At 67.8% G+C, this 25355-nt stretch carries 31 protein-coding genes and 2 tRNA genes; 15 read left to right on the top strand and 18 right to left on the bottom strand.

What is annotated here, in order from left to right:
* The 3 genes from Q7J26_RS06840 to Q7J26_RS06850 all read right to left on the bottom strand — a co-directional run.
* Positions 1-465 (bottom strand): phthalate transporter (locus Q7J26_RS06840; protein WP_304935742.1); only part of this gene is annotated, 465 nt, incomplete at its 3' end.
* Positions 462-1343, bottom strand: coding sequence for a 3-hydroxybutyryl-CoA dehydrogenase (locus Q7J26_RS06845; protein WP_304935743.1), 882 nt, complete (start codon positions 1341-1343; stop codon positions 462-464). The genes Q7J26_RS06845 and Q7J26_RS06840, both read right to left, overlap by 4 nt.
* Positions 1344-1475: 132 nt before the next feature.
* Complete coding sequence (locus Q7J26_RS06850) at positions 1476-1781, bottom strand: YggT family protein (protein ID WP_008262663.1); 306 nt, start codon at positions 1779-1781, stop codon at positions 1476-1478.
* A 166-nt stretch (positions 1782-1947) separates the two neighbouring features.
* Between Q7J26_RS06850 and Q7J26_RS06855 the strand changes: the two genes are divergently transcribed.
* Positions 1948-2023 (top strand) — tRNA-Ala (locus tag Q7J26_RS06855).
* 39 nt (positions 2024-2062) lie between these two features.
* Here the strand turns inward: Q7J26_RS06855 and Q7J26_RS06860 are convergent.
* Positions 2063-2620 carry a lipocalin family protein gene (locus Q7J26_RS06860; RefSeq protein ID WP_304935744.1) on the bottom strand — a complete coding sequence of 186 codons (558 nt, stop codon included), beginning with the start codon at positions 2618-2620 and terminating at the stop codon, positions 2063-2065.
* 60 nt (positions 2621-2680) lie between these two features.
* Positions 2681-3058, bottom strand: coding sequence for a hypothetical protein (locus Q7J26_RS06865; protein ID WP_304935745.1), 378 nt, complete (start codon positions 3056-3058; stop codon positions 2681-2683).
* A 140-nt stretch (positions 3059-3198) separates the two neighbouring features.
* Here Q7J26_RS06865 and Q7J26_RS06870 point away from each other — a divergent pair, with 140 nt between their 5' ends.
* Both Q7J26_RS06870 and Q7J26_RS06875 read left to right on the top strand, forming a co-directional pair.
* Positions 3199-3990 (top strand): SDR family oxidoreductase, encoded by a 792-nt coding sequence (locus Q7J26_RS06870; protein WP_304935746.1) that lies wholly within the window; start codon positions 3199-3201, stop codon positions 3988-3990.
* A gap of 50 nt (positions 3991-4040) precedes the next feature.
* Complete coding sequence (locus Q7J26_RS06875) at positions 4041-4412, top strand: hypothetical protein (RefSeq protein WP_304935747.1); 372 nt, start codon at positions 4041-4043, stop codon at positions 4410-4412.
* A 68-nt stretch (positions 4413-4480) separates the two neighbouring features.
* On the opposite strand, the gene Q7J26_RS06880 is transcribed toward Q7J26_RS06875, so the two are convergent.
* The 3 genes from Q7J26_RS06880 to fsa form a co-directional block, all read right to left on the bottom strand.
* On the bottom strand, positions 4481-5395 hold the full coding sequence (locus Q7J26_RS06880; protein WP_304935748.1) for a tyrosine recombinase XerC: 915 nt from the start codon (positions 5393-5395) through the stop codon (positions 4481-4483).
* A gap of 157 nt (positions 5396-5552) precedes the next feature.
* A complete protein-coding gene (locus tag Q7J26_RS06885) occupies positions 5553-6266 on the bottom strand; it encodes a DUF484 family protein (RefSeq protein ID WP_304935749.1) in 714 nt (237 codons plus the stop codon).
* Between the two features lie 36 nt (positions 6267-6302).
* Positions 6303-6956, bottom strand: a complete 654-nt coding sequence (fsa, locus tag Q7J26_RS06890) for a fructose-6-phosphate aldolase (protein ID WP_287927566.1) — start codon at positions 6954-6956, stop codon at positions 6303-6305.
* Between the two features lie 30 nt (positions 6957-6986).
* Here fsa and Q7J26_RS06895 point away from each other — a divergent pair, with 30 nt between their 5' ends.
* Positions 6987-9149, top strand: a complete 2163-nt coding sequence (locus Q7J26_RS06895) for a primosomal protein N' (protein WP_304935750.1) — start codon at positions 6987-6989, stop codon at positions 9147-9149.
* A 14-nt stretch (positions 9150-9163) separates the two neighbouring features.
* Here the strand turns inward: Q7J26_RS06895 and Q7J26_RS06900 are convergent.
* Positions 9164-9240, bottom strand: a tRNA-Ala gene (locus tag Q7J26_RS06900).
* Positions 9241-9497: 257 nt separating this feature from the next.
* Between Q7J26_RS06900 and Q7J26_RS06905 the strand changes: the two genes are divergently transcribed.
* The 6 genes from Q7J26_RS06905 (at position 9498) to Q7J26_RS06930 (ending at position 14590) form a co-directional block, all read left to right on the top strand.
* Positions 9498-9923 carry a DUF2141 domain-containing protein gene (locus Q7J26_RS06905; RefSeq protein ID WP_304935751.1) on the top strand — a complete coding sequence of 142 codons (426 nt, stop codon included), beginning with the start codon at positions 9498-9500 and terminating at the stop codon, positions 9921-9923.
* Positions 9924-9947: 24 nt separating this feature from the next.
* On the top strand, positions 9948-11420 hold the full coding sequence (locus tag Q7J26_RS06910; protein WP_304935752.1) for a carotenoid oxygenase family protein: 1473 nt from the start codon (positions 9948-9950) through the stop codon (positions 11418-11420).
* 66 nt (positions 11421-11486) lie between these two features.
* Positions 11487-12614: an acyltransferase gene (locus Q7J26_RS06915; RefSeq protein WP_304935753.1), complete on the top strand. Its 1128-nt coding sequence runs from the start codon at positions 11487-11489 to the stop codon at positions 12612-12614.
* A 48-nt stretch (positions 12615-12662) separates the two neighbouring features.
* The gene (locus tag Q7J26_RS06920; protein ID WP_304935754.1) at positions 12663-13193 is read left to right on the top strand and encodes a CHAP domain-containing protein; all 531 of its coding nucleotides are present in this window, start codon (positions 12663-12665) and stop codon (positions 13191-13193) included.
* A 40-nt stretch (positions 13194-13233) separates the two neighbouring features.
* Positions 13234-14031, top strand: a complete 798-nt coding sequence (locus Q7J26_RS06925) for a tryptophan 2,3-dioxygenase (RefSeq protein ID WP_304935755.1) — start codon at positions 13234-13236, stop codon at positions 14029-14031.
* Positions 14032-14104: 73 nt separating this feature from the next.
* Positions 14105-14590 (top strand): PA2169 family four-helix-bundle protein, encoded by a 486-nt coding sequence (locus Q7J26_RS06930; protein WP_304935756.1) that lies wholly within the window; start codon positions 14105-14107, stop codon positions 14588-14590.
* A 112-nt stretch (positions 14591-14702) separates the two neighbouring features.
* Here Q7J26_RS06930 and rplS read toward each other — a convergent pair whose 3' ends face one another.
* The 4 genes from rplS to Q7J26_RS06950 are packed head-to-tail and all read right to left on the bottom strand — an operon-like array spanning position 14703 to position 18145.
* Complete coding sequence (rplS, locus tag Q7J26_RS06935; RefSeq protein WP_304935757.1) at positions 14703-15125, bottom strand: 50S ribosomal protein L19; 423 nt, start codon at positions 15123-15125, stop codon at positions 14703-14705.
* 1 nt (position 15126) lies between these two features.
* On the bottom strand, positions 15127-15852 hold the full coding sequence (trmD, locus tag Q7J26_RS06940) for a tRNA (guanosine(37)-N1)-methyltransferase TrmD (protein ID WP_304935758.1): 726 nt from the start codon (positions 15850-15852) through the stop codon (positions 15127-15129).
* 38 nt (positions 15853-15890) lie between these two features.
* On the bottom strand, positions 15891-16301 hold the full coding sequence (locus Q7J26_RS06945) for a GNAT family N-acetyltransferase (RefSeq protein WP_304935759.1): 411 nt from the start codon (positions 16299-16301) through the stop codon (positions 15891-15893).
* A complete protein-coding gene (locus Q7J26_RS06950) occupies positions 16298-18145 on the bottom strand; it encodes a DUF885 family protein (protein ID WP_304935760.1) in 1848 nt (615 codons plus the stop codon). The genes Q7J26_RS06945 and Q7J26_RS06950 overlap by 4 nt, the downstream gene beginning before the upstream one ends.
* A gap of 160 nt (positions 18146-18305) precedes the next feature.
* Between Q7J26_RS06950 and Q7J26_RS06955 the strand changes: the two genes are divergently transcribed.
* A complete protein-coding gene (locus Q7J26_RS06955; RefSeq protein WP_304935761.1) occupies positions 18306-18443 on the top strand; it encodes an entericidin A/B family lipoprotein in 138 nt (45 codons plus the stop codon).
* 133 nt (positions 18444-18576) lie between these two features.
* Here the strand turns inward: Q7J26_RS06955 and dut are convergent, their stop codons facing one another.
* Together dut and coaBC are read right to left on the bottom strand one after the other, a co-directional pair.
* Positions 18577-19035 carry a dUTP diphosphatase gene (dut, locus tag Q7J26_RS06960; RefSeq protein WP_304935762.1) on the bottom strand — a complete coding sequence of 153 codons (459 nt, stop codon included), beginning with the start codon at positions 19033-19035 and terminating at the stop codon, positions 18577-18579.
* A complete protein-coding gene (gene coaBC, locus Q7J26_RS06965; RefSeq protein WP_304935763.1) occupies positions 19032-20261 on the bottom strand; it encodes a bifunctional phosphopantothenoylcysteine decarboxylase/phosphopantothenate--cysteine ligase CoaBC in 1230 nt (409 codons plus the stop codon). Before coaBC ends, dut begins: the two co-directional genes overlap by 4 nt.
* Positions 20262-20376: 115 nt before the next feature.
* Here coaBC and Q7J26_RS06970 point away from each other — a divergent pair, with 115 nt between their 5' ends.
* Together Q7J26_RS06970 and Q7J26_RS06975 are read left to right on the top strand one after the other, a co-directional pair.
* Entirely contained in the window at positions 20377-20910 is a 534-nt protein-coding gene (locus Q7J26_RS06970) for an S-type pyocin family protein (RefSeq protein ID WP_304935764.1), read from the top strand.
* Between the two features lie 41 nt (positions 20911-20951).
* Positions 20952-21815, top strand: a complete 864-nt coding sequence (locus Q7J26_RS06975) for an HAD family hydrolase (RefSeq protein WP_304935765.1) — start codon at positions 20952-20954, stop codon at positions 21813-21815.
* A gap of 5 nt (positions 21816-21820) precedes the next feature.
* On the opposite strand, the gene Q7J26_RS06980 is transcribed toward Q7J26_RS06975, so the two are convergent.
* Together Q7J26_RS06980 and Q7J26_RS06985 are read right to left on the bottom strand one after the other, a co-directional pair.
* Positions 21821-22162: a PilZ domain-containing protein gene (locus Q7J26_RS06980; protein WP_304935766.1), complete on the bottom strand. Its 342-nt coding sequence runs from the start codon at positions 22160-22162 to the stop codon at positions 21821-21823.
* A gap of 148 nt (positions 22163-22310) precedes the next feature.
* Complete coding sequence (locus tag Q7J26_RS06985) at positions 22311-22826, bottom strand: prolyl-tRNA synthetase associated domain-containing protein (protein WP_304935767.1); 516 nt, start codon at positions 22824-22826, stop codon at positions 22311-22313.
* Positions 22827-22863: 37 nt separating this feature from the next.
* Between Q7J26_RS06985 and Q7J26_RS06990 the strand changes: the two genes are divergently transcribed.
* Complete coding sequence (locus Q7J26_RS06990) at positions 22864-23631, top strand: DUF6065 family protein (RefSeq protein ID WP_304935768.1); 768 nt, start codon at positions 22864-22866, stop codon at positions 23629-23631.
* A gap of 18 nt (positions 23632-23649) precedes the next feature.
* On the opposite strand, the gene Q7J26_RS06995 is transcribed toward Q7J26_RS06990, so the two are convergent.
* Complete coding sequence (locus Q7J26_RS06995; RefSeq protein WP_304935769.1) at positions 23650-24051, bottom strand: Tat pathway signal protein; 402 nt, start codon at positions 24049-24051, stop codon at positions 23650-23652.
* Between the two features lie 146 nt (positions 24052-24197).
* Here Q7J26_RS06995 and ahcY point away from each other — a divergent pair.
* Positions 24198-25355 (top strand): adenosylhomocysteinase (ahcY, locus tag Q7J26_RS07000; RefSeq protein ID WP_304935770.1); only part of this gene is annotated, 1158 nt, incomplete at its 3' end.

Below are 25355 nucleotides of genomic sequence, written 5' to 3' on the forward strand. Positions count from 1 at the left end.
GCTGACGCCCACGATCATGGCGATGGGCAGGCCCCCGACGCCGTAGATCAGCAGGGTCGTCTCGGTCGCGCCCAGGGCCTGCATCACGTCGCCGGCCTCGAGCCAACCCGAGACCACCATCCCTAGGGCCATCGCCACCTGGAGCGCGGCCGCCGCCAGTCCGCCGAACAGCATGAACCGCCACACCACGCCCAGGCGCGAGCCCGGCCGGCCGCTGTGACGGCGCTCGACGATGATGCGCCACAGGCCCAGAGGCACCACGACCAGGCCGATCAGCAGCACCATGAGACGCCAGTCCAGATCGCGGCCGAACGCGACGGCGTGGGGCGGCCACAGCGGCAGGGTCAGCAGCAGCGGCGGCCAGGCCGCGCCGGCGACGGACGCCAGGATCGGATACAGGGGCGCCGGGCGCGAATGGATCGTCGCCTGGCCCGGCAGATCGTTATAGCTTTCGAACCGGCTCATCGCGTCGGCGCCGGCGTATCGCCGGAATAGTCGTAGAAGCCGCGTCCGCTCTTGCGGCCCAGCCAGCCGGCCTCGACATATTTCACCAGCAGGGGGCAGGGCCGGTATTTGCTGTCGGCCAGCCCGTCGTACAGCACGTTCATAATGGCCAGGACCACGTCCAGCCCCATGAAGTCCGCCAGCTCCAGCGGCCCCATCGGATGATTGGCCCCCAGGCGCAGCGCCTTGTCGATCGAGGCGACATTGCCGACCCCTTCGTACAGGGCGAAGATCGCCTCGTTCATCATCGGCACCAGGATGCGGTTGACGATGAAGGCGGGGAAGTCCTCGGCGTCGGTGGTGGTCTTGCCCAGGCTCTCGGCGAAGGCGACGGCGGCCGAATGGGTCTCGGCCGAGGTGGCGATGCCGCGCACGATCTCGACCAGTTTCATCACCGGCGCCGGCTTCATGAAGTGCAGGCCGATGAACCGGTCGGGCCGGTCCGAGGCCGAGGCCAGGCGGGTGATCGAAATGGAGGAGGTGTTGGAGGCCAGCAGGGTGTGCGGCCCCAGGTGCGGCGCGACCTGGGCGTAGACGCTCTTCTTGACCGCCTCGTCCTCCAGCGTGGCCTCGATCACCAGGTCGGCGCCGGTCACGGCGTCGGCGATGGCCTCGGTGACGGTGATGCGGGCCAGGGCGGCGTCGGCCTCGGCCTGGCCGATCAGGCCGCGCGCCACATGGCGCGACAGGCTGGCGGCGATCTCGCCCTGGGCCAGCGGCAGCCGGGCGGCGGCCACGTCATAGAGTCGGACCGAATAGCCGCCCAGGGCCACGGCGTGGGCGATGCCTGCGCCCATCTGTCCGGCGCCCAGGACGGCGACTGTGGTGATCGTGCTCATGAACCGTGGTCAAAAATGGTCGGGGCGGGCACCTTTAGGAAGGTGGCGGCGCGGCGCAAGGGTGGAATCGTCCCCGCCCATGAGAATCCCGCGCACCGTGTCCGCCCGGACCGTGCGGCCTGACGCCCCGTCTCAGCCCAGAAGCCCGATCAGGGCGGGGGCGGCGGCGCGGTTGAACAGGACGCTGGCGAACTGAAGCAGCAGGATCACCACGATGGGCGAAATGTCGATTCCGCCCAGGTTCGGGATGATGCGGCGGAACGGCTCCAGCAGGGGCGCGGTGATCCGGTCCAGGAAGGTGCCGACCGAATAGACGAAACGGTTGCGGTAGTTGATCACGTCGAACGCGACCAGCCAGCTCAGGATCGCCTGGGCGATGATGAACCAGATCATCAGACTGATGACGGCGTTGACCAGCCAGACGATGGCGAAACCCATGGACGCTTCTCCTGCTTGAGCGAGCGGCGCTTTTAGCCTGTCCCGCCCCCTTCCGACAACGCCCCTCGCGCGCCTGCTTCGATTGCGCGCACAAGCCCGTTGACACCACGCCTGCCCGCCTTCTATGTCCCGCGCTCGCCTGGAGGCCCGATCCAGCACTGGAAACGGGGCCGTAGCTCAGTTGGTAGAGCGCGTCGTTCGCAATGACGAGGTCAGGGGTTCGACTCCCCTCGGCTCCACCAGGCGTTATCAGACAATGACTTATATTCTGGGGCTGCGGCCTAGGGCTGCCGCGTTTCACGCATAATGGACAGATCATAGCCCAGTTCTCGGGTCCGGCGCAGGATCGTGTCGCGGACGTCGCGAGACGGCTGGGGCGTACGGCTCATAAGCCAAAGATAGCGGCCAGAAGGTTCACCTACGATGGACCACGAATAGTCGTCAGCGCGGTCGAGCACCCAATAGTCGCCCACGTAGAAGGGACCGAAGAACGAGACCTTCAGCTTGGCGTTCAGGCTTCCCTCGACGATCTTGGCCTTGCCCTCGACGGTCTTCTCGTCGCCGTTCAGCCCGCCTTGGCGGCATGAGTTCAGTATCCCCACCAGGCCGTCATCGCGCACGACGTATCGCGCGGTGACGCCCTCGCAGCCGCGCTCGAACCCGTTCTCGTAGCGGCCGATCTCGTACCAGAGACCGGCGTAGCGGTTCAGATCGACGGCTTGGGCCGGTTGGGGAACGGCGGTGTTGCCGACAGGGCCGCGCTGGAAGGTGGCGCAGGCGGTCAGGGCGACGGCTGCGCCTGCCAGGGCAAGGATTGGAAGAGAGCGTTTAAGGGACATGGCGCTTCAAACGGAACGACGCCCCTCGCGGTTCCGGAGCGACAGAACGGCCGCTTGACCCTACTTCAACACCACATACCCGCGCTCGACCATCCGGCGCAGGGCTTCATAGACCTCGGCGAGTTCGTCGAAGGCGGTGCGGGCGGCGGTCAGGCGGGCGACCTGGTCGGCGGTGACGGGGGAGCCGGAGTGGGCCAGGCGCAGGGCCTCAGCGGCCCATTTGGCGCGGGCGCTGGCGGTCAGGACGGCCAGTTTCTGCAAGGAGGCGGCGTCCAGCCCGGTCAGGGTGTGGCCGATCAGCTCCTTGTTGGCGACATAGGCGGCGTAGTCGATCTGCTCCAGCTGGCCGCGCAGGCGGCGCTGCTCGTGCGGATCGGTGTCCTGCGGCTCGAAATGGTCGCTGTGGCGACGCACGCTCGAGGTCATCTTGGTCGACATGGGCCGGCCCTCCACGGCCGGTCCGGACGGGTGCCGGCGGCCACATGGAGAGGATGGTGCGCCGCGTCGGTTAACGCCGCGTTGCGCTGACGCCCCGGAAACCCGATATCCGCCGTCTGAACCGACGCAAGGAGCCGACCATGGACCTGAAACTCGCGCACAAACGCGCCCTGATCTGCGGCGGTTCGTCCGGTCTGGGCCGGGCCGTGGCCACGGCCCTGGTGGCCGAGGGTGCCCATGTGGCCCTGCTGTCGCGCGACGCGGTCAAGCTTCAGGCCGTGGCGGACGAACTGAACGCCATGGGGCCGGGCAAGGCGGCGGTGGTCACGGCGGACCTGGCCGACCACGAGGCCCTGATGCGGGCCGCCGACCTGGCGGAGGAACTCCTGGGCGGACATATCGAGATTCTGTTGAACAACACCGGCGGGCCGCCACCGTCGGGCGTGTCGGGTCTGGAGCCGTCGGTCTGGCGCGATCATTTCGAATCCATGGTGCTGTCGGTCTTCCGCCTGACTGATCGGGTGCTGCCACGCATGCGGGCTGCCGGCTGGGGGCGGATCCTGAACGTCGCCTCGATCACCGTTGTCGAGCCGTCGGCCGCCCTGGGGGTGTCCAACACCCTGCGGGCGTCGGTCGCCGCCTGGGCCAAGACCCTGGCCAATGAGGTCGGGCCGGACGGGGTGACGGTCAACACCCTGTTGCCGGGCCGGATCGACACCCCGCGCATCGCACGCCTGGACCAGGCGACGGCCGAACGCACCGGCGTCACGCCGCAGGAGGCCCGCGCCGAATCCGTGAAATCCGTCCCCGTCGGCCGGATCGGCGCGACCGAGGAGTTCGGCGCCACCGCCGCCTTCCTGGCCAGCCCCCTGGCCGCCTATGTCACCGGATCCCTGATCCGACTGGACGGCGGGGCGGTGAAGGCGATCTAGTCAATCCGCAGTTGCAGGTTTAGGATGGAGCCAGAACCTGGAGGACTCCGATGCTGAGTTTGCTGATTCTGGCCCTGTCGGACGCGGCCGTGATCGTTCATCCGACGCCCCCGGTTGATCAGCCCATGGTGCGGATCGCTCCGGTCGTGGATCAGGCCATGAGCCGGTGCAGCGACTATCTTCTTCAGGCGGAGGCGGCTTCGCCTTCGTCGGCGGGCGCTGCGGCCTCCTTGCTGGATCGTTCGCGAGATGACGGTCAGGTGCGGCGCTACCTGCTGCTTGAGCGCCGCGACCAGAACAACTGCCCCGCTCCGATCAGCTTTGCCGTGCCGGACCAGCCACGCGCCCTGGGGCGCGAGTTCGGCCCGTCCCGGATTGAGGGGCTGAACCGTCCGGCGCAACCCGCACGACCCGGCCTGTAATCCATAATCCGTGATGGTCGGTCGGCAGGCGTCGTTGCGCCCGGCTGTAAAGACGCGTTTCGCTTTGTCTAGGCGCGCGGATGGGCCGCCGCATAGGCGTTCAGCAGGCGTTCCGCATCGACGCCGGTGTATTTCTGGGTCGTCGACAGGCTGGCGTGGCCCAGCAGTTCCTGGATCGAGCGCAGGTCGGCGCCGGCGCCCAGCAGATGGGTCGCGAAACTGTGGCGCAGGGCGTGGGGCGTGGTGCGTTCGGGCAGGCCCAGCCGACCGCGCAGCCGCTGGACCGAGGCCTGGACGTGACGCGGGCTGAGCGGCCCGCCCCGCCGGGCGCGGAACAGGGCGTCGGACGGCTGAAGCGGAAAGGGCTGGAGCGCCAGATAGGCGTCCACCGCCGCGCGGACGGCGGGCAGCACCGGGACGATCCGGGTCTTGGAGCCCTTGCCGAGAATACGCAGGGTTTCGCCCAAGGGCGCATCGGCCAGGGTCAGGGACAGGCCCTCGGAGATCCGCAGACCGCAGCCGTAGAGCAGGGTCAGGACGGCGCGGTCGCGCGCGGGCTCCCACGGCTCGGCGTCCGGATCGGCGTCAGGTTCGGCCAACAGGCCGCGCGCCTGGTCCTCAGTCACCGGCCGGGGCAGGGACGGCTTGATCCGGGGACCGCGCACCAAAGCCAGCTGGGGCGCGGGCGTGTCCAGTCGTCGGTCCAGAAAGGCGTGAAAGCCGCGAATGGCCGACAGGGTCTGGCTGAGGGACCGGGCCGCCAGGGGATTATCGCCGGATCGGCGGTCCGCCAGATGGGCGCGGACCTCGGCGGCGGTGACGGTTCCCAGAGTCTTCAACGTCAGGGCCTCGCCGCGATGGCGTTCGAGGAAGGCGACATAGAGCCGGCCGATATGGCCGTAAGCCTCCAGGGTGCGGGGCGACAGCCGCCGCTCATGCGCCAGATGCTCGAGCCAGGCGAGCAGGGCCTCGGCGGCGGTCATCCGCCCGTTTCCTGTCCGTCATCCTCGGGCTTGACCCGAGGATCGGGCGTTGAGCGAGACGTGCGGCGGTGATCGTGCGCCGACCCATACGCATTTGCGACGGGGCGCCCGGCCCTCGGGTCAAGCCCGAGGGTGACGGTGTGCGGAGTGCGGAAAGTCAGTTCAACACCGGCCATCGCTCGGCCATCCGCTCCACCACCCTGGCCAGGAAGGCGGCCAGTTCGCAGCCCATTGTGGGAGTGAAACCCGCGTCCTCGGGCGAGCCGAACGCGCACAGGCAGGACCGCGGCGGTTCGCCCGGCGTCAGATGCGGGGTCATGCGGATCAGGGCGACCGACTTGACCTGATCCCCGGCCGCGCCGAACAGGTCCAGCCCCTCGAACCCCGGCCCCAGCCAGGTCAGGCCGTGTTCGCCCAGCAGATTGTCCACGGCGCCGGTCTCCAGCGCACGCCAGCCGAAGGGCACGCCGCCCGGCTTTTCCATGGCGATGGCGGCGCCGGCCAGGCCGAACCGGCCCTGGGCCGCCGCATCCAGACGGCGGGCCAGGTCGGAATGATTGCGCGCCTCCATCAGGTCCAGGGCGGCGACGTGTGTCTGGGTCTGGGCGGCGAAATTGGCGCGGGCGATGGTCTCGACCTCGCGCCGGGCGCCGGTTTCGCGCTCGACCACGGCTTCGAGCCGGGTCAGGGCGGCGGCGCCGAACTCGACCACATTGCGGCCGTGCGGACGCAGGCCGATCTCCTCCAGCAGGGAGCGATCGTCCAGCAGGGTCTGGGGATGGGTCTGAAGCCAGCCGCGCACCTCGGGCCAGTGCAGGCCGTCGCCCAGGTGGGGGACGGCCTCCGCCTCGGAGGTTTCGAAAAGGTCCAATGAGCCGCTCAAACAGACCTCTCCGTGACGCGCGATTTACAGGATGGACTGACCGGTCTTGGCCCAGTCCGCCACGAAGGCATCAAGACCTCTGTCGGTTAACGGGTGCTTTACCAGAGCCTTGAATGTGTCGGCGCCGAAGGTGGCGGCGTCCGATCCGGCGACGGCGGCGGCGGCCACATGGGCGACGTTACGCAGCGAGGCGGCCAGGATCTGGGTCTCGAAACCGTGCACGTCATACAGGACGCGGATTTCTTCCAGCAGGGCGATGCCGTCGGCGCCATTGTCTTCCAACCGGCCGACGAAGGGCGAAACGAAGGTGGCGCCCGCCTTGGCGGCCAGCAGCGCCTGGGCGGCCGAGAAGCACAGGGTGACGTTGGTCTTGATGCCCTTGTCGGTGAAGACGCGGCAGGCGCGCAGGCCGTCCCAGGTCAGGGGCAGTTTCACGACCACGTTCGGGGCGATGGCGGCCAGCTTGTCGCCCTCCTTGACCATGGTCTCGAAATCGAGCGAGACGGCCTCGGCGGAAATCGGCCCCTCGACCAGGGCGCAGATTTCGGCGATGACCTCGGCGATGTTCCGACCCGACTTGGCGATCAGCGACGGATTGGTGGTGACGCCGTCCACCATGCCGGTGGGGATCATGTCCTTGATGACGGCGACGTCGGCGGTATCGAGAAAGAGTTTCATGGACGGCTTCATAGCCGAGGGCGAAGTTCGGTGAAAGTCGCCTCGGTCCTCATTCCCCTGCCCGTGCCGGAAGCCTTCGACTACGAGGCGCCCGAAGGCATGACGCTGGCCCGCGGCGATCAGGTCGCCGTGCCGCTGGGGCCGCGGCTGATCCGGGGCGTGGTGGCCGAGGTGTTCGAGACCACCGGCTCCAACCGACGGCTGAAATCGGTCGAGTCGAGACTGGACGATCCCGCCCTGCCCGCAGGCGTGATGGACTTCGTCGAATGGGCCGGGCGCTGGACCCTGTCTCCGCCCGGCGAAATGGCGGCGACCGCGCTGAAGGGGCTGCGCGCGCCGCGTCCCCGGCCGGAACGCAAGGTGCGGCGGGTCGGCGACCGTCAGCCGTCACGCACCACCCCGGCCCGGACGGGCGTGCTGGAGGCCCTGGGCGAGCGCGCCATGGCGGGCGCCGATCTGGCGCGCGCCGCCGGAGTGTCGTCGGGGGTGGTCAAGGGCCTGATCGACGAGGGTGTTCTGGAGATCGTCGAGATCGCGGCCGAGGCGGCGTTCGACCGGCCCGACCCCGACCACGCGCCAGCGACCCTGAACGGCGACCAGGCGGCGGCGGCGGCGGCCCTGGCCGACGGCGTGACCGGCGGCGGCTTTCGCCCCTTCCTGCTGGACGGCGTCACGGGGTCGGGCAAGACCGAGGCCTATCTGGAGGCGATCGCGCGGGTGCTGCGGGCCGACCCGGCGGCGCAGATCCTGATACTTCTGCCCGAGATCGCCCTGACCCAGGCCCTGATCGAGCGGATCACGGCCCGGTTCGGCGCCGCCCCGGCCGAATGGCATTCCGGCGTCGCCCCGCCCCGCCGCCGTCAGGTGTGGGAGGCGGTGGTCGCCGGCCGGTGCAATATCGTGGTCGGCGCCCGGTCCGCGCTGTTCCTGCCCTTCGTCGATCTGCGGCTGATCGTGGTGGACGAGGAGCACGACAGTTCGTTCAAACAGGAAGAGGGTCTGGTCTATCACGGGCGCGACCTGGCGGTGGCGCGAGCGCGGATCGAAAAGGCGGCCGTGGTTCTGGCCTCGGCAACCCCGTCGCTGGAGACCCTATGGAACGCCCAGGCTGGGCGGTATGACTGGCTGAAGCTGGGCGCGCGTCACGGCGTTGCGGTGATGCCCGATATCGAACTGCTGGACCTGCGCCAGCACACGCCCGATCCCCAGACCTGGCTGTCGCAACCGCTGCGTCTGGCGGTGGCCGAGACCCTGGCGCGGGGAGAGCAGACCCTGCTGTTCCTGAACCGGCGTGGCTATGCGCCCGTCGTCCTGTGCCGCGTCTGCGGGCACCGGCTGACGGCGCCGGATACCGACAGCTGGCTGGTCGAGCACCGCTATACCGGCCGTCTGGTCTGTCACCTGACCGGCTTCTCCATGGCGCGGCCGAAACTGTGCCCTTCGTGCGGGGCCGAGGACTCGCTGGTCTCGGTCGGACCCGGCGTCGAACGGGTCGAGGAGGAGGTGCGCCAGCTGTTCCCCGAGGCGCGGACGGCGGTGTTCAGCTCTGACACCGTGCCCGACGCAAAGTCGGCGCGGGCCTTGATCCAGCGGATGACCGACGGGGAGATCGACATCCTGGTCGCGACCCAGGCCGCCGCCAAAGGGCACAACTTCCCCCGCCTGACCCTGGTTGGGGTGGTGGATGCGGACCTGGGCTTGCGGGGCGGCGACCTGCGGGCGGCCGAGCGCACCTATCAGCTCTTGGCCCAGGCGACGGGGCGGGCGGGCCGAGCGGATCGGCCGGGCCGCGCCCTGCTGCAGACCTGGACCCCCGAACATCCGGTGCTTCAGGCCCTGGCGGCCGGCGACCGGGACGCCTTCGTCGAGGCGGAGATGGCCGAGCGGGAAGCCGCCGCCCTGCCCCCGTTCGGCCGGTTGGCGGCGATCATCCTGTCCAGCGAGAATGCGGCGGCGGTGGAGAAGGTCGCCGCCGACCTGGCCCAGGCCATTCCCAACGCCGAACGGCTGGAGGTCTATGGCCCCGCCGACGCCCCCCTGGCCCTGGTGCGCGGACGGCGCCGCAAGCGGCTGCTGGTGCGGGCCGACCGCGATGTGAACCTTCAGGCCTTCCTGCGCGCCTGGCTGGCGCGAGTGAAGATCCCCGCCTCTGTCCGGCTGACGGTTGACGTCGACCCCTACTCCTTTCTCTGACGGCAAGGAGAGGATGGAGGCCTGGCCTCCGAGTCGAACGGAGGGTTTTCGGGCTTGCAAGCCCGCCGCGTAGCCACTCCGCCACCAGGCCGTAACGCGTACAGACTGCCACAGGCCCGGCTGGGACTGATGTCGCGCGCGTTTCGACATGTAACGCGCTGTAGCAGCGAGATGGGGCGCAAAAACGCCTTGAGTGGGCGGCGACACGCGCATCGTCGGCGGCGGAGACGGTCATTCACGAAGGCCGGGTGGCCATTCCCGCATGTCCGATGGTGAAGGCGTGCCCTCGTCTTCAGGGTCAGGTCATCGAGGGCCGGTCGTCGGCCCGGCATGAACAGGACGCCCGCCATGAAGACCCTTTCCGCCCTTTGTGCTTCCGCCGCTCTTGCAACCGCCCTGGCGTCGACCTCCGCCTTGGCCGCAGACATCACCTTCGACTTCGACGTCGCTGCGCCGACCGGGCGGATCATGGTCGCCCTTTTCAACAGCGAGGCCAACTATGGCGGCGAGGGCCAGCCGGTTCGTTACGCCATGGTGGACGCAGCAGCCGCTTCCAAACAGGTCCGGTTCGAGGACCTGCCGGACGGCGACTACGCCATGCGCGCCTTTCACGACATCGATGGCGACGGGAAGATGAACACCAACCCATTCGGCATGCCGATCGAGCCCTTCGCCTTCTCGAACAACGCCGCCGGAAACATGGGTCCGGCGTCCTGGGCGCGCGCGAAGTTCACAGCGACCGGCGCGGTCGTCCAAACCATCGCCCTGAAATAATCAGACCCTGTCCGGAGCCAGACCATGACCCCGTCCCGCCGTTCCTTCCTGATGGGCGCCGCCGCCCTGTCGGCCGCCGTCGCCACGCCCGAGATGGTCCGCGCCGCTGCAGCCCTCGACGTCGCCGCCACGGCCGACTGGGCCCTGGCCACCCGCGACGTCGAGGGCGACCTGCCGCGTCAGACGATGCGCCTGATCCACGGCCGGGCGCCGGCGGGGCTTGAGGGCGCCCTGTTCCGCAACGGACCGGGCCGGTTCCGGCGTCCGGGCGGATCGGTCACCCACTGGTTCGACGGCGACGGCCTGATGCGGGCGTTCCGCATCCACGACGGCCAGGCCACGCTGGAGGCCCGGTTCGCCGATACGCCCAAGCGCCGGGCCGAGACCGAACTGGACGCCGTCGTCACGCCCGGCTTCGGCACGCGCGGCGACGCCCGCGCTCGCGTCGGCTCGAACGACGACGCCAACGCCGCCAACACGGCCGTCATGGCGGCGGGAAACCAGATCTGGGCTCTGTGGGAAGGCGGCTCTCCGCTGGCCATGGATGCGTCCGACCTGTCGACCCGAAGCTTCGTCACCCTGCGCGACGACCTGAAGGGCATGCCGTTCCAGGCCCACCCCCGCCGCGCGCCCGACGGTTCAATCTGGAATGTCGGCACGGCCGGAGACCAGGCCGTGATCTGGCGGTTGAATCCTGATGGCGGCCTCAAGCACGCCGAGATCATCCGTCTGCCGCGCGCCAGCTATATGCACGACTTCACCGCCACCGACCGGCACCTGATTCTGGTGCTCCAGCCGTGGATCCAGGAACGCCAGGCCATGCCGATCATCAACGGCCTGGTATGGCGACCCGAGACGGGAACCCAGGTCATGGTGCTGGACAAGGACGACCTGACGCAGCGCCGGATCTACGACTTGCCCGGCTTCTTCCATTTTCATCTGGGCGACGCCTGGGCCGAACGCGACGGCACGATCCGTTTCGACGTCGCCGCCAGCGGCGATCCGCGCTTCGCCGTCGACGGGGCGCGGGTGCTGGTCGAAGGCCATGGCGTCGTGCCGGGCGACCCGGCGAAACTGGCCCTGATCACCCTTCGCCCCGATGGCGCGGCGGAGATGTTCACCAGCGAGACGGTGGGCGAGTTTCCCAAGTCGGATCCGCGCCGCGCCGGCCTGGTCCGCAGCCTGACCGCTCACACCTCGGGCGAGACGCGCGGCCGCCCCCTGCCGACCGGCCTGGCGGTCCAGGACTGGAAGACCGGCCGATCGCAAGGTTTCGACTTCGGTCTTCACAAGATCGTCGAGGAGACGGTCTTCGTACCCAAGTCCGGCGCGACGGCCGAAGCGGAGGCCTGGCTGGTCGGGCCGTCGATCAATCTGCGCGAGGGCCGCACCGAACTGCACGTCTATGACGCCGCCCATGTCGAGGACGGGCCGGTCGCCTCCTGGGCCGCCGACATCGCCCTGCCCGCAGGCTTCCACGGGACCTGGGTGGGATAGGGCGGCGGAGGCACGGCGCTTGCGGGCCTTCACGGTTCGACAAGCCTGACGTGCCAAGGTGAGACCATGACCCCCGTCCAGACTCCTGCCGACCTGCGCCCCATCACCGCCCTGCGTTTCGGGGCGGCGATCTGGGTGGCCGTCTACACCTTCTGGGAAAACCTGGCCGGCGCCGGGTCGTCCGGTCTGGTGGACAAGGGCTATCTGGGGGTCGAACTGTTCTTCGTCCTGTCGGGCTTCATCCTCAGCCACGTCTATCTTCAGTCGGCGGGCGAGAAGCGGTTTTCGTATCGCGGCTTCCTTTGGGCGCGGGTGGCGCGGGTCTATCCCCTGCATATCGCGACCCTGGTCGGGGTGGGCCTTCTGGCCGCCGCCGCCCTGGTCGCGGGCATGAGCGTGGACGGCAATGTGCTGTCCTGGGCCTCGCTTCCGGCCAATCTGCTGATGGTCCACGCCTGGGGCCTGGCCCCCGTCGCCGGTTGGAACCATCCGTCCTGGTCGATCTCGGCGGAATGGTTCGCCTATCTGTGCTTCCCCCTGTTCGCCTTCGTCTTCTGGCGCGCGCGTGAGAAGCCGGTGGCGGCTGTGGTCGGTGCGGCGGCCTTTCTGGCGGTGCTCTATTACGGGTTCGAGCGCGTTGCGGGCTTCCCGCTGACCGAGGCGACCATCCGCTGGGGCGCCTTGCGGATCGTGCCCTGTTTCGCCCTGGGCTGCGCCCTGTACCTCGTCTACCGCAAGGCGCCGCTGAAGGCGCCCTGGACCGCCTCGGCCGTGTCGTTCTGCCTGATGGTGCTCAGCGCGGCCCTGGGCCTGTGGGACGGGATCACCGTTCTGCTGGCCGGCGCCCTGATCCTGTCCCTGGCCTCCCTGCCGAACGAGCAGGCCGGATGGCTGGCCTCCAGGCCGGCGGTCTATCTGGGGGAGATCAGCTATTCGGTCTATATGGTCTGCGTACCGTGGAAACTGCTGGCCGTTAACCTCGCGGCCAAGCTGACCGATGCTCCGGACAAGCAGCTTCAACTTTTCGTGTGGTTGGCGATTCTGGCGCTTTTGCCGGTCGTTGCGGCCGTGTCGTACCACCTGGTGGAACACCCGGCTCGCAAGGCTTTGAGAGGGATGGCGCAAGGACGGAAAACAGCGTCAAGCGACAAACCGCAGGACGGCGATACGCCGAAAAGGGTTTTTCAATCCTAATTTCCTATGGTCTAAAAAGACCATCGGCAGTCGGGACGAGACCTAAGCATGATGAAACGGCTCAAAGCCGCCGCGGTTGCGGCGACCCTCGGATTTTTTGCGCTGGGCGTCACGCCCGTTTCCGCAAAGGCCGATGAGCCGTATTGGCAGTGCGTCACCTTCGCCCGCATGTTCTCGGGCATCAACATCTTCGGCGACGCCTGGACCTGGTGGCGTCAGGCCTCAGAGAGCTTCCGCACCGGGAAAGCCCCGGAAACGGGTTCGGTCCTGGTCTTCCGTCCCGAGGGCCGCATGAACCGGGGCCACGTCGCCGTCGTCTCCGACATTCTGACTGATCGCGTGGTCCGCGTGACCCACGCCAACTGGGGCGGCAGCCGCGGCAAGGTCGAAGAAAACGTCACCGTCGTGGACGTCTCGCCGTCCAACGACTGGTCTCAGGTCAAGGTCTGGTACAATCCGATCAACGGCCTGGGCACGACCGTCTATCCGACCTACGGCTTCATCTACAAAGGCGCCCGCGACGCCTTCGACGCCGGCCGTCAGATCGCCTCGAACGCTTCGAGCCAAGGTCAGCACTAGCTCGGCTTGCGCGCCGGACCCTCGCGGGCGATAGCGGCGCATGACCCAATCCAGCGACATCACCTACGCCGGCTATCTGGCGTTGGACGACCTGCTTTCGACCCAGCATCCGCTGTCGGATCAGCACGACGAAATGCTGTTCGTCGTCATCCATCAGGCCAAGGAACTGTGGCTGAAGCAGATCCTGCACGAGACAGCCCTGGCCCAGCAGCTGGTTCGCGCCGGCGACCTGGTCCCGGCCTACAAGAGCCTGGCTCGGGTCTCGCGCATCCAGGCGGTGATGACCCACAGCTGGGACATCCTTTCGACGATGACTCCGTCGGACTATCTGCGGTTCCGTGGCTCGCTGGGCTCGTCGTCAGGCTTCCAGAGCGATCAGTTCCGTCGGTTCGAGGCCATGCTGGGCCTGAAGGATTCCAGCTTTCTGAAGTTCCACGCGGATCGGCCAGAGGCCCTGGCCGCGCTCCAGGCCGCCATCGCCGCCCCCAGCCTGTACGACGACGCCCTGGCCCAGATGGCCAAGGCCGGCCTGCCCATCCCGGCCGAGGTGCTGAACCGCGACGTGACCCAGCCCTACGAACCGTCCGAAGCGGTCGAGGCGGCCTGGCTGGAGGTCTATCGCGACACCGAGCGCTGGTGGGCCCTGTATCAGCTGGCCGAGAAGCTGGTCGATCTGGACGACGCCCTGCTGACCTGGCGCCACAAGCATGTGGTGACGGTCGAGCGGATCATCGGCCGACGACGCGGCACCGGCGGCACCGAGGGGGCGGCCTATCTCGCCTCGACCCTGACCAAGCGCTGCTTCCCGGAACTGTGGTCCCTGCGCACCAAACTTTGATGTCGCAGGCGGCAACCTTCGCCGCTCCGGGCCATTTCGCCGGTTGACCGCCACAGCGGAAGGAACGGACGAGATGAGCAATCCCAACGCCCACGACATCAAGGTTCTGAACGGCCTGATCGAAACGACCCTGGACAGCGCCGACGGCTATGGCGAAGCCGCCACGGAAACCCGCGACCCCGATTACACCAGCCTGTTCGAACGCCGCAGCATCGAGAGGCAGCAGGTTGCCGACGACCTGTCGGAAGCCGTGCGGGGTCTGGGCGGCGACCCGGAATCCAAGGGGTCGATCCTGGCCAAGGCCCACCGCGCCTTCCTCGACGTCAAACACGCCTTGCTGCGCAACGACGACACCGTCGTCGGCTCCATCGACAGCGGCGAAGGCTTCATCGCCGCCAAGTTCGAAAAGGCGCTTGAAGACCCCAATATCTCAGCCACGACCCGCGAGACGATCCGCCGGGCCTACGCTCTGGTGAAGGCCGACCATGACGAGGTTCACGACCTGAATCGCAGCCTGGAAGGCCAGAGGGACGCGTCCAACCCGCTGTATCCGCAGTAGGCGCAATCCCCGCCCATTGAAAAAGGCCCCGGCGCAATCGCCGGGGCCTTCGTCATTTCAGCACGATCCGCGCTCAAGCCGCGCGAAGCGCCTCAGCGCATCCTGAGGTGAATCAGGATTCGTCAGCCTTGGCGGCCGAACCGGTTTCCGGAACCACGACGCCCTTAACGGGACGGACCGTCTGGCGTTCGGCGATACGGGCCGACTTGCCGCGACGATCACGCAGATAATAGAGCTTGGCGCGACGCACGACGCCGCGGCGCTTCACTTCGATCGATTCGATGTTCGGCGACAGAATGGGGAATTTACGCTCGACGCCTTCGCCGAACGAGATCTTGCGGACGGTGAAGGTCTCGCTGATGCCGCCGCCGTCACGGGCGATGCAGACGCCTTCGAAGGCCTGGACGCGCTCGCGCTCGCCTTCCTTGATCTTCACATTGACGCGCAGGGTGTCGCCGGGTTGGAAGACCGGGATGGTGCGTTCGCCCAGAACGCGGGCTTTTTCTTCGGCGTCCAGCTGTTGAACGATGTTCATTTCATTTCTCCTCGAGCTTTGCGCTCTTTGCCTGTGATTTGGCGAGATGCGCTTCCCAGAGGTCTGGTCGTCGCTCCCGCGTGGTCTCTTCCCGCTGCGCCTCGCGCCATTTGGCGACCTTCTTGTGGTCGCCCGACAGCAGCACCTCGGGTATCTCAAGCCCCTCGAACGTCCGCGGTCGCGTGTACTGCGGATGTTCCAGAAGCCCGTCCTCGAAGCTTTCGGACGACAGGCTGTCTGCCGCGCCGAGTACGCCGGGGATCAGTCTTACGCACGCTTCGATCACGACCATGGCCGCCGCCTCGCCGCCGGCGAGCACCGCGTCTCCGACCGAGACCTCCTCGAACCCGCGTGCGTCCAGCACCCGCTGATCCACCCCCTCGAAACGGCCGCACAGCACGACGATCCCGTCGGCTTTCGCCCATTCCTTGACGCGCGCCTGGGTCAGGGGTCGACCCCGGGCGCTCATGTACACAAGCGGCCGTTTCGGTCCCGGAAGGCTATCCACCGCCCGAGCCACCACGTCCGCCTTAAGCACAGCTCCCGGGCCGCCACCCGCAGGGGTGTCATCCAGGAAGCCGCGCGTATCTGTGGAAAAGGCGCGAATGTCAACCGTACCCAGGCTCCACAAGCCTTTCTCGCGCCAGGCCGTGCCGATCAGCGACACGCCGAGCGGGCCGGGAAAGGCCTCGGGAAACATGGTCAGGACGGTCGCGGTGAAGGGCATGGCGGCGGCTCATACAACAAACCTGAGCGAAATGCGCGTCAGCGGATCACCTGAGCCATGCCGATGGACTTCGGCGCCGTCGGCTCGAAGCCGTATTGTGCATAGAGTCGGTTCGCCTCCCCGTCCGCGATGAGGCTGACGTAGGCGCCTTGGGCGTCGCGGTGCAGCTGGTCCATCAGGGCCGTCATGATCGCCTTTCCGAGACCTCGCCCTTGGTGTGCGGGCTCGACGGCGATGTCCACGATCTGAAAAAACAGACCCCCGTCACCGATGATCCGGCCCATGCCGACAGCCTGATCGTCCTTGCGAACGACGACGGCGAACCAGGTGTTCGGCAGGCCTGCGGTCGCATTGGCCTCAGCCTTAGGGCTCAGCCCGGCGCTGACCCTGAGCCGCAGATAGTCTCTGATCGATGGTGTCTCCGCCGTCAGCGCATAGTCGTCGTTCATGCGGCCGGCGCCCCGCCGCCCGCCGCGATCCATCCGTCCACCTGGTCTTCCAGCACGTCCAGCGGCACCGAGCCGGAGCCCAGGACGACTGCGTGGAAGTCCTTGATATCGAACCGGTCGCCCAAGGCCGCCTTGGCTCGGTCGCGCAGCTCCTCGATCTTCAGCTCGCCGATCTTGTAGCTGGTCGCCTGGCCGGGATTGGTGATGTAGCGCTCGACTTCCTTTTCGATGTCGCGCTCGGACAGCAGGGAGTTCTGGCGGAAATAGTCCATCGCCTGTTCGCGGCTCCAGCGCTTGGAATGCAGGCCGGTGTCGGTCACCAGCCGCACCGCGCGCCACAGTTCGGTCGAGAGCCGGCCGAAGTCGGAATAGGGATCCTGATAGAAGCCCATCTCCTTGCCCAGCTGCTCCGCATAGAGCCCCCAACCTTCGGCGTAGGCGCCGTATCCGCCGAAGCGCCGGAAGCGCGGCAGACCCTCGATCTCTTGCGCATAGGCGATCTGGAAATGGTGGCCCGGCGCGCCTTCGTGATAGCTGATGCCCTCGATCTGGGGCTTCAGCACCTGGGTCATGTCCGACAGGTTGACGTAATAGATGCCCGGCCGCGAGCCGTCCGGCGCCGGCGAATTATAAAAGGCGATCGAGGCCGTGGCTTCGCGGAACGGTTCGACCGCCCGCACCTCCAGCGCCGCCTTGGGCAGGGTCGAGAACCATTGGGGCGCCGCCGCCATCACCTGGGCGATGAAGCCGCGCGCGTCGGTCAGATACTGTTCCTTGCCCTCAGGCGTATTCGGATACTGGAAGCGCGGATCTGTCTTCAGGAAGACGAAGAACTCTTGCAGCGTGCCGGTGAAGCCGACCTGGGCCTTGATGACTTCCATCTCGGCCTGGATGCGGGCGACCTCGTCCAGGCCGATCTGGTGGATCTGGTCGGCCGTCAGGTCGGTGGTGGTCGAGAGCTGGAGCCGGGCGTTGTAATAGGCCTCGCCCTGCGGCAGGCGCCACACGCCCGCGTCGCTGTCAGCCATGGGCTGAACCTCGGCCAGGGCCGCCAGCACGGTGTCGAACCCGGCCTTGTAGGGGCCGGTCAGGGCGGCGCGTCCCTCGGACAGCAACCGGTCCTTCGTCGCCTGATCCGCGTCCAGCGCCGCAACCTTCTTGTTGAAGTCGGCCCAGACCGGATTGTCCGCCCCATCGTCGAACGGGGCGCCGGAGATGACGTTGCGGGTATTGGCGATGGAGGGTTCAAAGACGAAGCGGGGCGAGACCACGCCCGCCGCCGCACGCTGGCGCAGCTCGTCGGCGACCTGGCCCATCTGAACCTGGGCGGCGCCTAGGCGAGCGACATAGGCTTCGGCGTCGGCGACGCTGGAGACGCGGTGGTTATTGATCAGGAAAACGGGCAGGCTGGTGGTCGGATTGCCGTTGGCCGCGAACTGAAAGCCCCAATCGCGCCACTGGTTCGACAGCCGCGCCTGTTGCACCCCGTATTCGAACATCCGCCACGACAACCGTGCCTGAGGCCCCAGTTTCTCGGGGTCGAACTCGGCCTTCATCCGCGCCAGCTGGCTTTCGGACAGGGTCAGGGCGCGGTCGGCGGCGGCGTCTGAGACATCGTCCAGCTTGTCGTAATCGGTCTTGATCCCCAGCGACGTCATCTGTTGCGGGCTGAGGGCGATGCGGGCCTGGAAAGCCTCTTCGAAGAAGGCGTTCAGCCGCGCGTCCTCGCTCTGAGTTTGGGCCGCCGGCGCGGCGGTCGGCGCCATGGCTGGCGTTTGCGCCAGGGCTGGAACCCCGGACAGCACCGCCAGGACGGCGACGGACGAGATCAGAAGACGACGCATGAACACCCCTCAGGAAACGAAGGGACCACCTTCGGGGCAGCCGTCGCCCGGTGCAAGCGTCACGACAACGCATCAAGCCGATCTGGCGCACGGCCATGCAACTTAAGGCCAAGCTCGGCGTTGGGACGGAGCTTGACCATACCAACAAGGGGTTTCCACCATGCGCAAGATCATCACCCTCTCCCTCGTCGCCGCCGCCCTGGCCGTGTCGGCCTGCAACACCGTCGCCGGCGTCGGCCGTGACGTCTCTGCCGCCGGTTCGGCCGTGACCACCGGCGCCAACGACGCCAAGAACTAAGGTCTTCTGCGACAGCTGAAGACGAAAAGGCCCGCCGGAGTCCGGCGGGCCTTTCTGTATCTGTCGCATCATGGGGGTATCGTCGGCGGTCTGGCGGAGGAGTTCGCTAGACGGATCAGGCGTCGAGCGTCCTCTACCGCCCCGTCGACCCAAACCCGCCCGTCCCACGCGCGGTCTCGTCCAGCGTCTCGACCTCGACCCAGTCGGCGCGCTCGTGTTTGGCGATCACCAGCTGGGCGATCCGCTCGCCCCGGCGGATGACGAAGGGCTCGGCGCCGATATTGGCCAGGATCACGCCGCACTCGCCGCGATAGTCGCTGTCGATGGTGCCGGGTGCATTGGGGCAGATGATGCCGTGCTTCAGCGCCAGGCCCGAGCGCGCCCGCACCTGGGCCTCGTAGCCCAGCGGCAAGGCGATCTTCAGCCCCGTGGGCACCAGGGCGCGCTGGCCCGGCGCCAGGGTCATCGGCTGGTCCTCCGGCACGGCCGCGCGCAGGTCCATCCCGGCCGATCCCGCCGTCTCATAGGCCGGCAGGGGCAGGCCCTCGGCGTGGGGCAGGCGCAGGATCTGGACGGCGACGGGTTGGGTCATTCTGAACTCTTGAAATGGTCGGCGATACGGGCGGCGACGGCCTGGGCGATGGCGGTCTTGGATTGGCGCAGCCAGGTTTCGGTCTTGTCGGCGGTGACCAGCAGCACGGCGTTGCCGTCCGAGCCGAAGACGTCGTCGGACACGTCGTTGCCGATGATCCAGTCGCAGCCCTTGCGCGACAGCTTGGCGCGGGCGTTGGCTTCCAGGTCCGTGGTCTCGGCGGCGAAGCCGATCACCAGGGTCGGCCGGTTCGGGCCCGGCGCGGCGATCCCGGCCAGGATGTCGGGGTTCTCGATCAGGGCCAGGGTCGGCGGCCCGCCCGGCCCCTTCTTGATCTTGCCGCCGGCGATGGTGTCCACGCGCCAGTCGGCCACGGCGGCCGACAGCACGGCGATGTCGGCCGGCAAGGCGGCCTGGGTCGCCGCCTGCATCTCCAGCGCGCTCTCCACGTCGATCCGCGTCACGCCCACGGGCGCGCCAAGGGCCGTGGGTCCGGATACCAGGGTCACCTCCGCCCCCAGTTCGGCCAGGGCGGCGGCGATGGCGTAGCCCTGTTTGCCGCTGGAGCGATTGGTCAGGCCTCGCACCGGGTCGATGGGCTCGAAAGTCGGCCCGGCCGTGACCACGGCCTTGCGACCCGCCAGGGGCCGCCCGCCGGCGCCCGCCAGCAGGCCCTGGATCGCCTCCAGGATCGCCGCCGGTTCCGCCATCCGGCCGGGGCCGTATTCGCCGCAGGCCATCTCGCCGTCGTCCGGTCCGACCACCGCCACGCCATGGAAGCCGGGGAAGGCCTTCAGCCGCTCCATATTGGCCTGAACCGCCGGTTGTTCCCACATCCGCTCATTCATCGCCGGCGCCAGAAGCACCCGCTTGTCTGTGGCGATCAGGGTCGTCGAGGCCAGGTCGTCGGCCAGGCCGTTGGCCGCCTTGGCGATCAGCCCCGCCGTCGCCGGCGCCACGACCACCAGATCGGCCCAGCGCGACAGCTCGATATGACCCATGCTGGTCTCGTCGTCCGGATGGAACAGGCCCGACCGCACCGGATGGCCGCTCAAGGCCGCCAGCGACAGGGGGGTCACGAACTCGGCCCCGGATTCGGTCAGGATCACCCGCGTCTGTCCGCCCGCCTTGGCGATCAGCCGCACCAGCTCCAGCGCCTTGTAGGCCGCTATGCCGCCGCCGACGATCAGCAGCAGTTTCCGGTTCGTCAGGGGGCGGCTGTCCATGGCCTTCGTCTAGCCGCCCAAGGCGACGCCGTCGAGACGGCCGAAAAGAACATTGCGGGAACATAAAGGTTGTGCTTATCTCGCGGCAAGCGGGTGTCCGAACGGGGAGGCGAGGATGACGTCTGACAAGCGACAGGGTGCGGCCGCAGGACTGGGGCTGATGATGGTCGGTTTGGCGGTGATGGCGCTGTCGGGGTGCGACAACGCCTCGGCGGTCCAGACGCGCGACCGAACGGCCGAGGCGACGCCTCTGGCCCTGGCGGCGACCAGGACGGGGGGCGACGACGCCCCCGCCGCCGCCCAGCCCAAGCCGGCGCTGACGGCCAGCCGCCGCGAGACGGTGGATGACAAGATCGCCCGCCTCTATGCCCGCAACGGAGCCGACTTCGGCGCGGGCTCGGCCGAGGACTATCTGGACAAGGTCACCACCTTCACCACCAAGCCGCCGCGCGACGCCGAGACGGTGAAACGCCCGAACGGCGACACCCTGATCTATCAGGCCTCGACCAACACCTTCGCCGTGGTGGCGCGCGACGGGACGCCGCGCACCATGTTCAAGCCGACCACGGGCGCCGACTACTGGGCCGAGCAGAAGACGGCGGCCCCAAGCTTCGGCCAGAGGCGACAATCGACGCCGACGGCGGGCTGATATAGAGGGCGGGGTCCGACCGACGCTCTGGAGCCCGCCCGATGTCCGACGCCCCCACTGGCGACAAGCCCTTGCTGAAGACCGCCCTGATCTATGATTTCGACGGCACCCTGGCGCGCGGCAATATGCAGGAGGTCAGCTTCATTCCGTCCGTCGGCATGGGGATCGGCGCCTTCTGGGAAGAGGCCGAGCGCATGACCAAGGAGGCCGACGGCGACGGCATCCTGATGTACATGCAGCTGATGCTCCACCACGCGCGCCAGAACGGGGAGCCGGTGACGCGCGAGACCCTGCGTCGGCACGGCCAGGCCGTGGCCCTGTTCGAGGGCCTGAAGGACCTCAGTTGGTTCGACCGGATGAACGCCTTCGGCGCGCGCTACGGGCTGGAGATCGAACACTATATCGTCTCCGCCGGCCTGGAGGAGATGATCGAGGGCACGCCGATCCGCCCGGCCCTGACCCACGTCTTCGCCTCCCACTATGTCTATGACGACAAGGGCGAGGCCGCCTGGCCGGCGGTGGGCGTCAACTACACCACCAAGACCCAGTATCTGTTCCGCATCAACAAGGGGGTGAACAACCACTGGGAGCACGAACGGATCAACCACTTCATCCCCGATGAGCAGCGGCCGGTCCCGTTCGAACGGATGATCTTCATCGGCGACGGCGACACCGACGTGCCGACCATGAAGATGATGCACACCAAGGGCGGCTTCTCGATCGCCGTCTATGATCCCCGCTCGAACGAGAGGGACCAGAAGAAGGTCTATTCCCTGATCTCCGAGGACCGGGTGAACTTCGTCGCCGCCGCCGACTATCGCGAGGGTTCGGCCCTGGACCTGATCGTCAAGGGCCTGGTCGGCCGCATCGCCATCAACGCCGGAACCATGCCGGCGGGTCTGTAACGGGCCTAACGCCCGCCGGCCCTGATCCAGGCGTCGCGCGCCCCGATCAGCCGCGCCGGGGCCAGGCCGCGCAGGGACTTGGCCCCGGTCTGTCTCAGCCCCGCCTCCTGCCCCTTCTGCCAGACCACCGTCGCCGGATAGGCCACCGCCTCGGCGACATCCACCACGACGACTTCGGGCGGCAGGGCCGCGCCCCGGTCAAGCCTCAGCCTCAGGCCGCCGTCCGACAGATCGACGATCACGCAGGCCGTCTCCACCCCCGGCGCACAGACGACGCCCCGCGCATTGACCGCACGACGGGGCTCGCCGCGTCGGTCGGCTTGAGAAACGGGCTTGGGTCCAAACATACTGACGCCTCAGGACGCACAGTATCGGCGTGCGATCTCCTGTGCCGGTAGCGGACTTCGGGCGGGGCCGAAAGAGAGGCGGCGCATGAAACGCGGTTCCAGCCTTTTGGCCGGACGACAGGCCTATCCTCCACCCCGCACCTTGGGTTCAGCCGGCCAGGGCGCCGAAATCCACCACGACCGGCTCTCGCCCCAAGACCGTCAGCACATGGCGAAAGTCCGCCTGTTCCAGAGACGTGGTCGCTGTATTGATCAAGGGGTGGAAGTTGACGATGTCGGCCTCCCACAGCCGCCGGTCCAGGACGAAGGTCACGCGGCGTTCGACGTCGTTGATCAGGCCCAGGGCGGTGACCGACCCCGGGCGCACGCCCAGCGTCTCCCACATCAGGGCTTCATTGCCGAACGACAGCCGGCCCGCCCCCATGGCGGTCGCGGCGCGCTTCAGGTCGATGACCGTATCCTGGCGGGCCGAGATCAGCCAAAGCCGGCCTTTGTGGTCTTTCAGGAACAGGTTCTTGGTGTGGGCGCCGGGCAGGTCGGCCTTGAGGTCCAGGCCCTCCTCGACGCGGAAGACGGCCGGGTGGTCGTGGGTCGTGTGGACCACGCCATGTTCGGTCAGCCAGGCGCTCAGGGCGTCACGGTCGAAAGCGGGGTGTGGCGTCATGGTTGAGCAGTCGCGTTTGCGGCGTTAGGAAAGACCCATGGTCGATACCGTGCAGACGCGCCCGCTGGAACTGGAATGCTATCCGATGACGGCCCGGCCGCCGGATCTGGTGCCCGGCCGCCAGTCGCGCAACTGGATGGACGCCTTCATCAGCCGCCACCCCTATCGCTGCCTGCCGCTGACCATGGCCAACACCACGGGGTGGGAGATCCTGTGCCCGTTCGGCTTCTCGGCCGAATGGAACGGCGGGCCGCGTCAGGAAGACATCGTCATCACGCCCGACCGGCCCCAGCATGACCTGGACCATTTCGTCACCTCGCACTTTTCGCGCGGGGTGCTGACCATGCATCCGCAGTATCTGTTCCGCACGCCGCCGGGCTGGGGAATGATGTGCTCCGGCTCGCCCAACCATCTGAAGGACGGGATCCAGCCCCTGGTCGGCCTGATCGAGACCGACTGGCTGCCCTTCCCCTTCACGATGAACTGGATCTTCACGCGGCCGGGCCGGGTGAAGTTCGAGAAGGGCGAACCCTTCTGCTTCATCAATCTGATCGAGCACAAGAAGGTCGAACAGTTCCAGCCGGTGATCCGCACCCTGGAATCCAACCCGGTGATGAAGGGCCAGTTCGAGGCCTGGAACCGCGCCCGCACCGACTTCAACCAGCGTCTGGCCGGCGGCGATCCCGACGCGGCCAAGGAGGCCTGGCAGCGCTACTACTTCAAGGGCGAGGTGCCCGAGGATCTGGGCGCGGCGCCGCCGACCCATTCGAACAAGCGCCGCCTGAAGTCGCCGCGCGTCGGCTGAAGCCCTCGCAGCGGCGGCCTAAAGCGCCATCACCGTGCCGAGCAGGACCCGGGCCCCGGCGCGGCCCAGGGTGGTGTTGGTTGCGGCCTGCAGATCCGCAGCCAGCTGATCGATGTTCGGCGCGGCGCCGGGACGCAGGCCGGTGGCGAACCGCTGGACGGCGGTGTTGTAGGCGGCGCGCAGACGCGGCGCCGACTGCTGGGCGCGGGTGCGCAGGGCCGCATCGGGCACATCCACCCCGACCTCGACCGACAGCACGCCGCGCCGGCCGCCGGGACGCAGGATCGAGCCGGTGACGACCGGCAGGCGGAAATAGGTGTCGGCCGACGGGGCGGCCCCGCCGCTCGACGAGGCTCTGGCGGGGGTTGAGGCGGCGGCCGTCGCGACGAGGGCGAGACCGAGAAGAGCGCGGCGTTCCATGCCTTATGCCCTAACGCCGATCGCTTAAGAAACTGCTGAGCCCGACATCGGGCATAGTGCATATAAGGATATCCTTATGTGTTTATTGCTCCTTCATGCTCCACAGGCTATGAGGGCTGGAAAATCCGCTGCGGCCAGGAGCCCCCATGACCGACTACATCATTCGCGACATCTCTCTGGCCGATTGGGGCAAGAAGGAAATCGCGATCGCCGAAACGGAAATGCCGGGCCTGATGGCCCTGCGCGAAGAGTTCGGCGCCAGCCAGCCCCTGAAGGGCGCCCGGATCGCCGGCAGCCTGCACATGACCATCCAGACGGCCGTTCTGATCCAGACGCTGGAAGCCCTGGGCGCCGAAGTCCGCTGGGCCTCGTGCAACATCTTCTCGACCCAGGACCACGCCGCCGCCGCCATCGCCGCCTCGGGCACCCCGGTCTTCGCCACCAAGGGCGAAACCCTGGAAGAATACTGGGACTACGCGCACAAGATCTTCGAATGGGCTGACGGCGGCTATCCGAACCTGATCCTGGACGACGGCGGCGACGCCACCCTGCTCTGCGTGCTCGGTCCCAAGGCCGAGAAGGACATCTCGGTCCTGGCCAATCCGCAGAACGAAGAGGAAGAAGCCCTCTTCAAGGTGATGAAACGCTACATCGCCGAGAAGCCCGGCTTCTATTCGGCCATCCGCGACGCCATCGGCGGCGTGTCGGAAGAGACGACCACGGGCGTGCACCGCCTGTATCAGATGGCCGAAAAGGGCGAGCTGCCCTTCCCCGCCATCAACGTCAACGACAGCGTCACCAAGTCCAAGTTCGACAACCTGTACGGCTGCCGTGAATCCCTGGTCGACGCCATCCGTCGCGGCACCGACGTCATGCTGTCGGGCAAGGTCGCCGTGGTCTGCGGCTACGGCGACGTGGGCAAGGGCTCGGCCGCTTCGCTGCGCCAGGGCGGCGCCCGCGTGATCGTGACCGAGATCGACCCGATCTGCGCACTTCAGGCCGCGATGGAAGGCTATGAAGTCCAGACCCTGGACGACAGCGCCGGCCGCGCCGACATCTATGTGACGACGACCGGCAACAAGGACGTCATCACGGTCGAACACATGCGGCAGATGAAGAACAATGCCATCGTCTGCAACATCGGCCACTTCGACTCGGAGATTCAGGTCGCCGGCCTGAAGAACTTCAAGTGGGACGAGATCAAGCCGCAGGTCCACCATATCGAATTCCCGGACGGCAAGAAGATCATCCTGCTGTCGGAAGGCCGTCTGGTGAACCTGGGCAACGCCACGGGCCACCCGTCC

Origin of the sequence: Brevundimonas sp. (assembly GCF_030656255.1) — a bacterium.
Lineage (GTDB): Bacteria > Pseudomonadota > Alphaproteobacteria > Caulobacterales > Caulobacteraceae > Brevundimonas.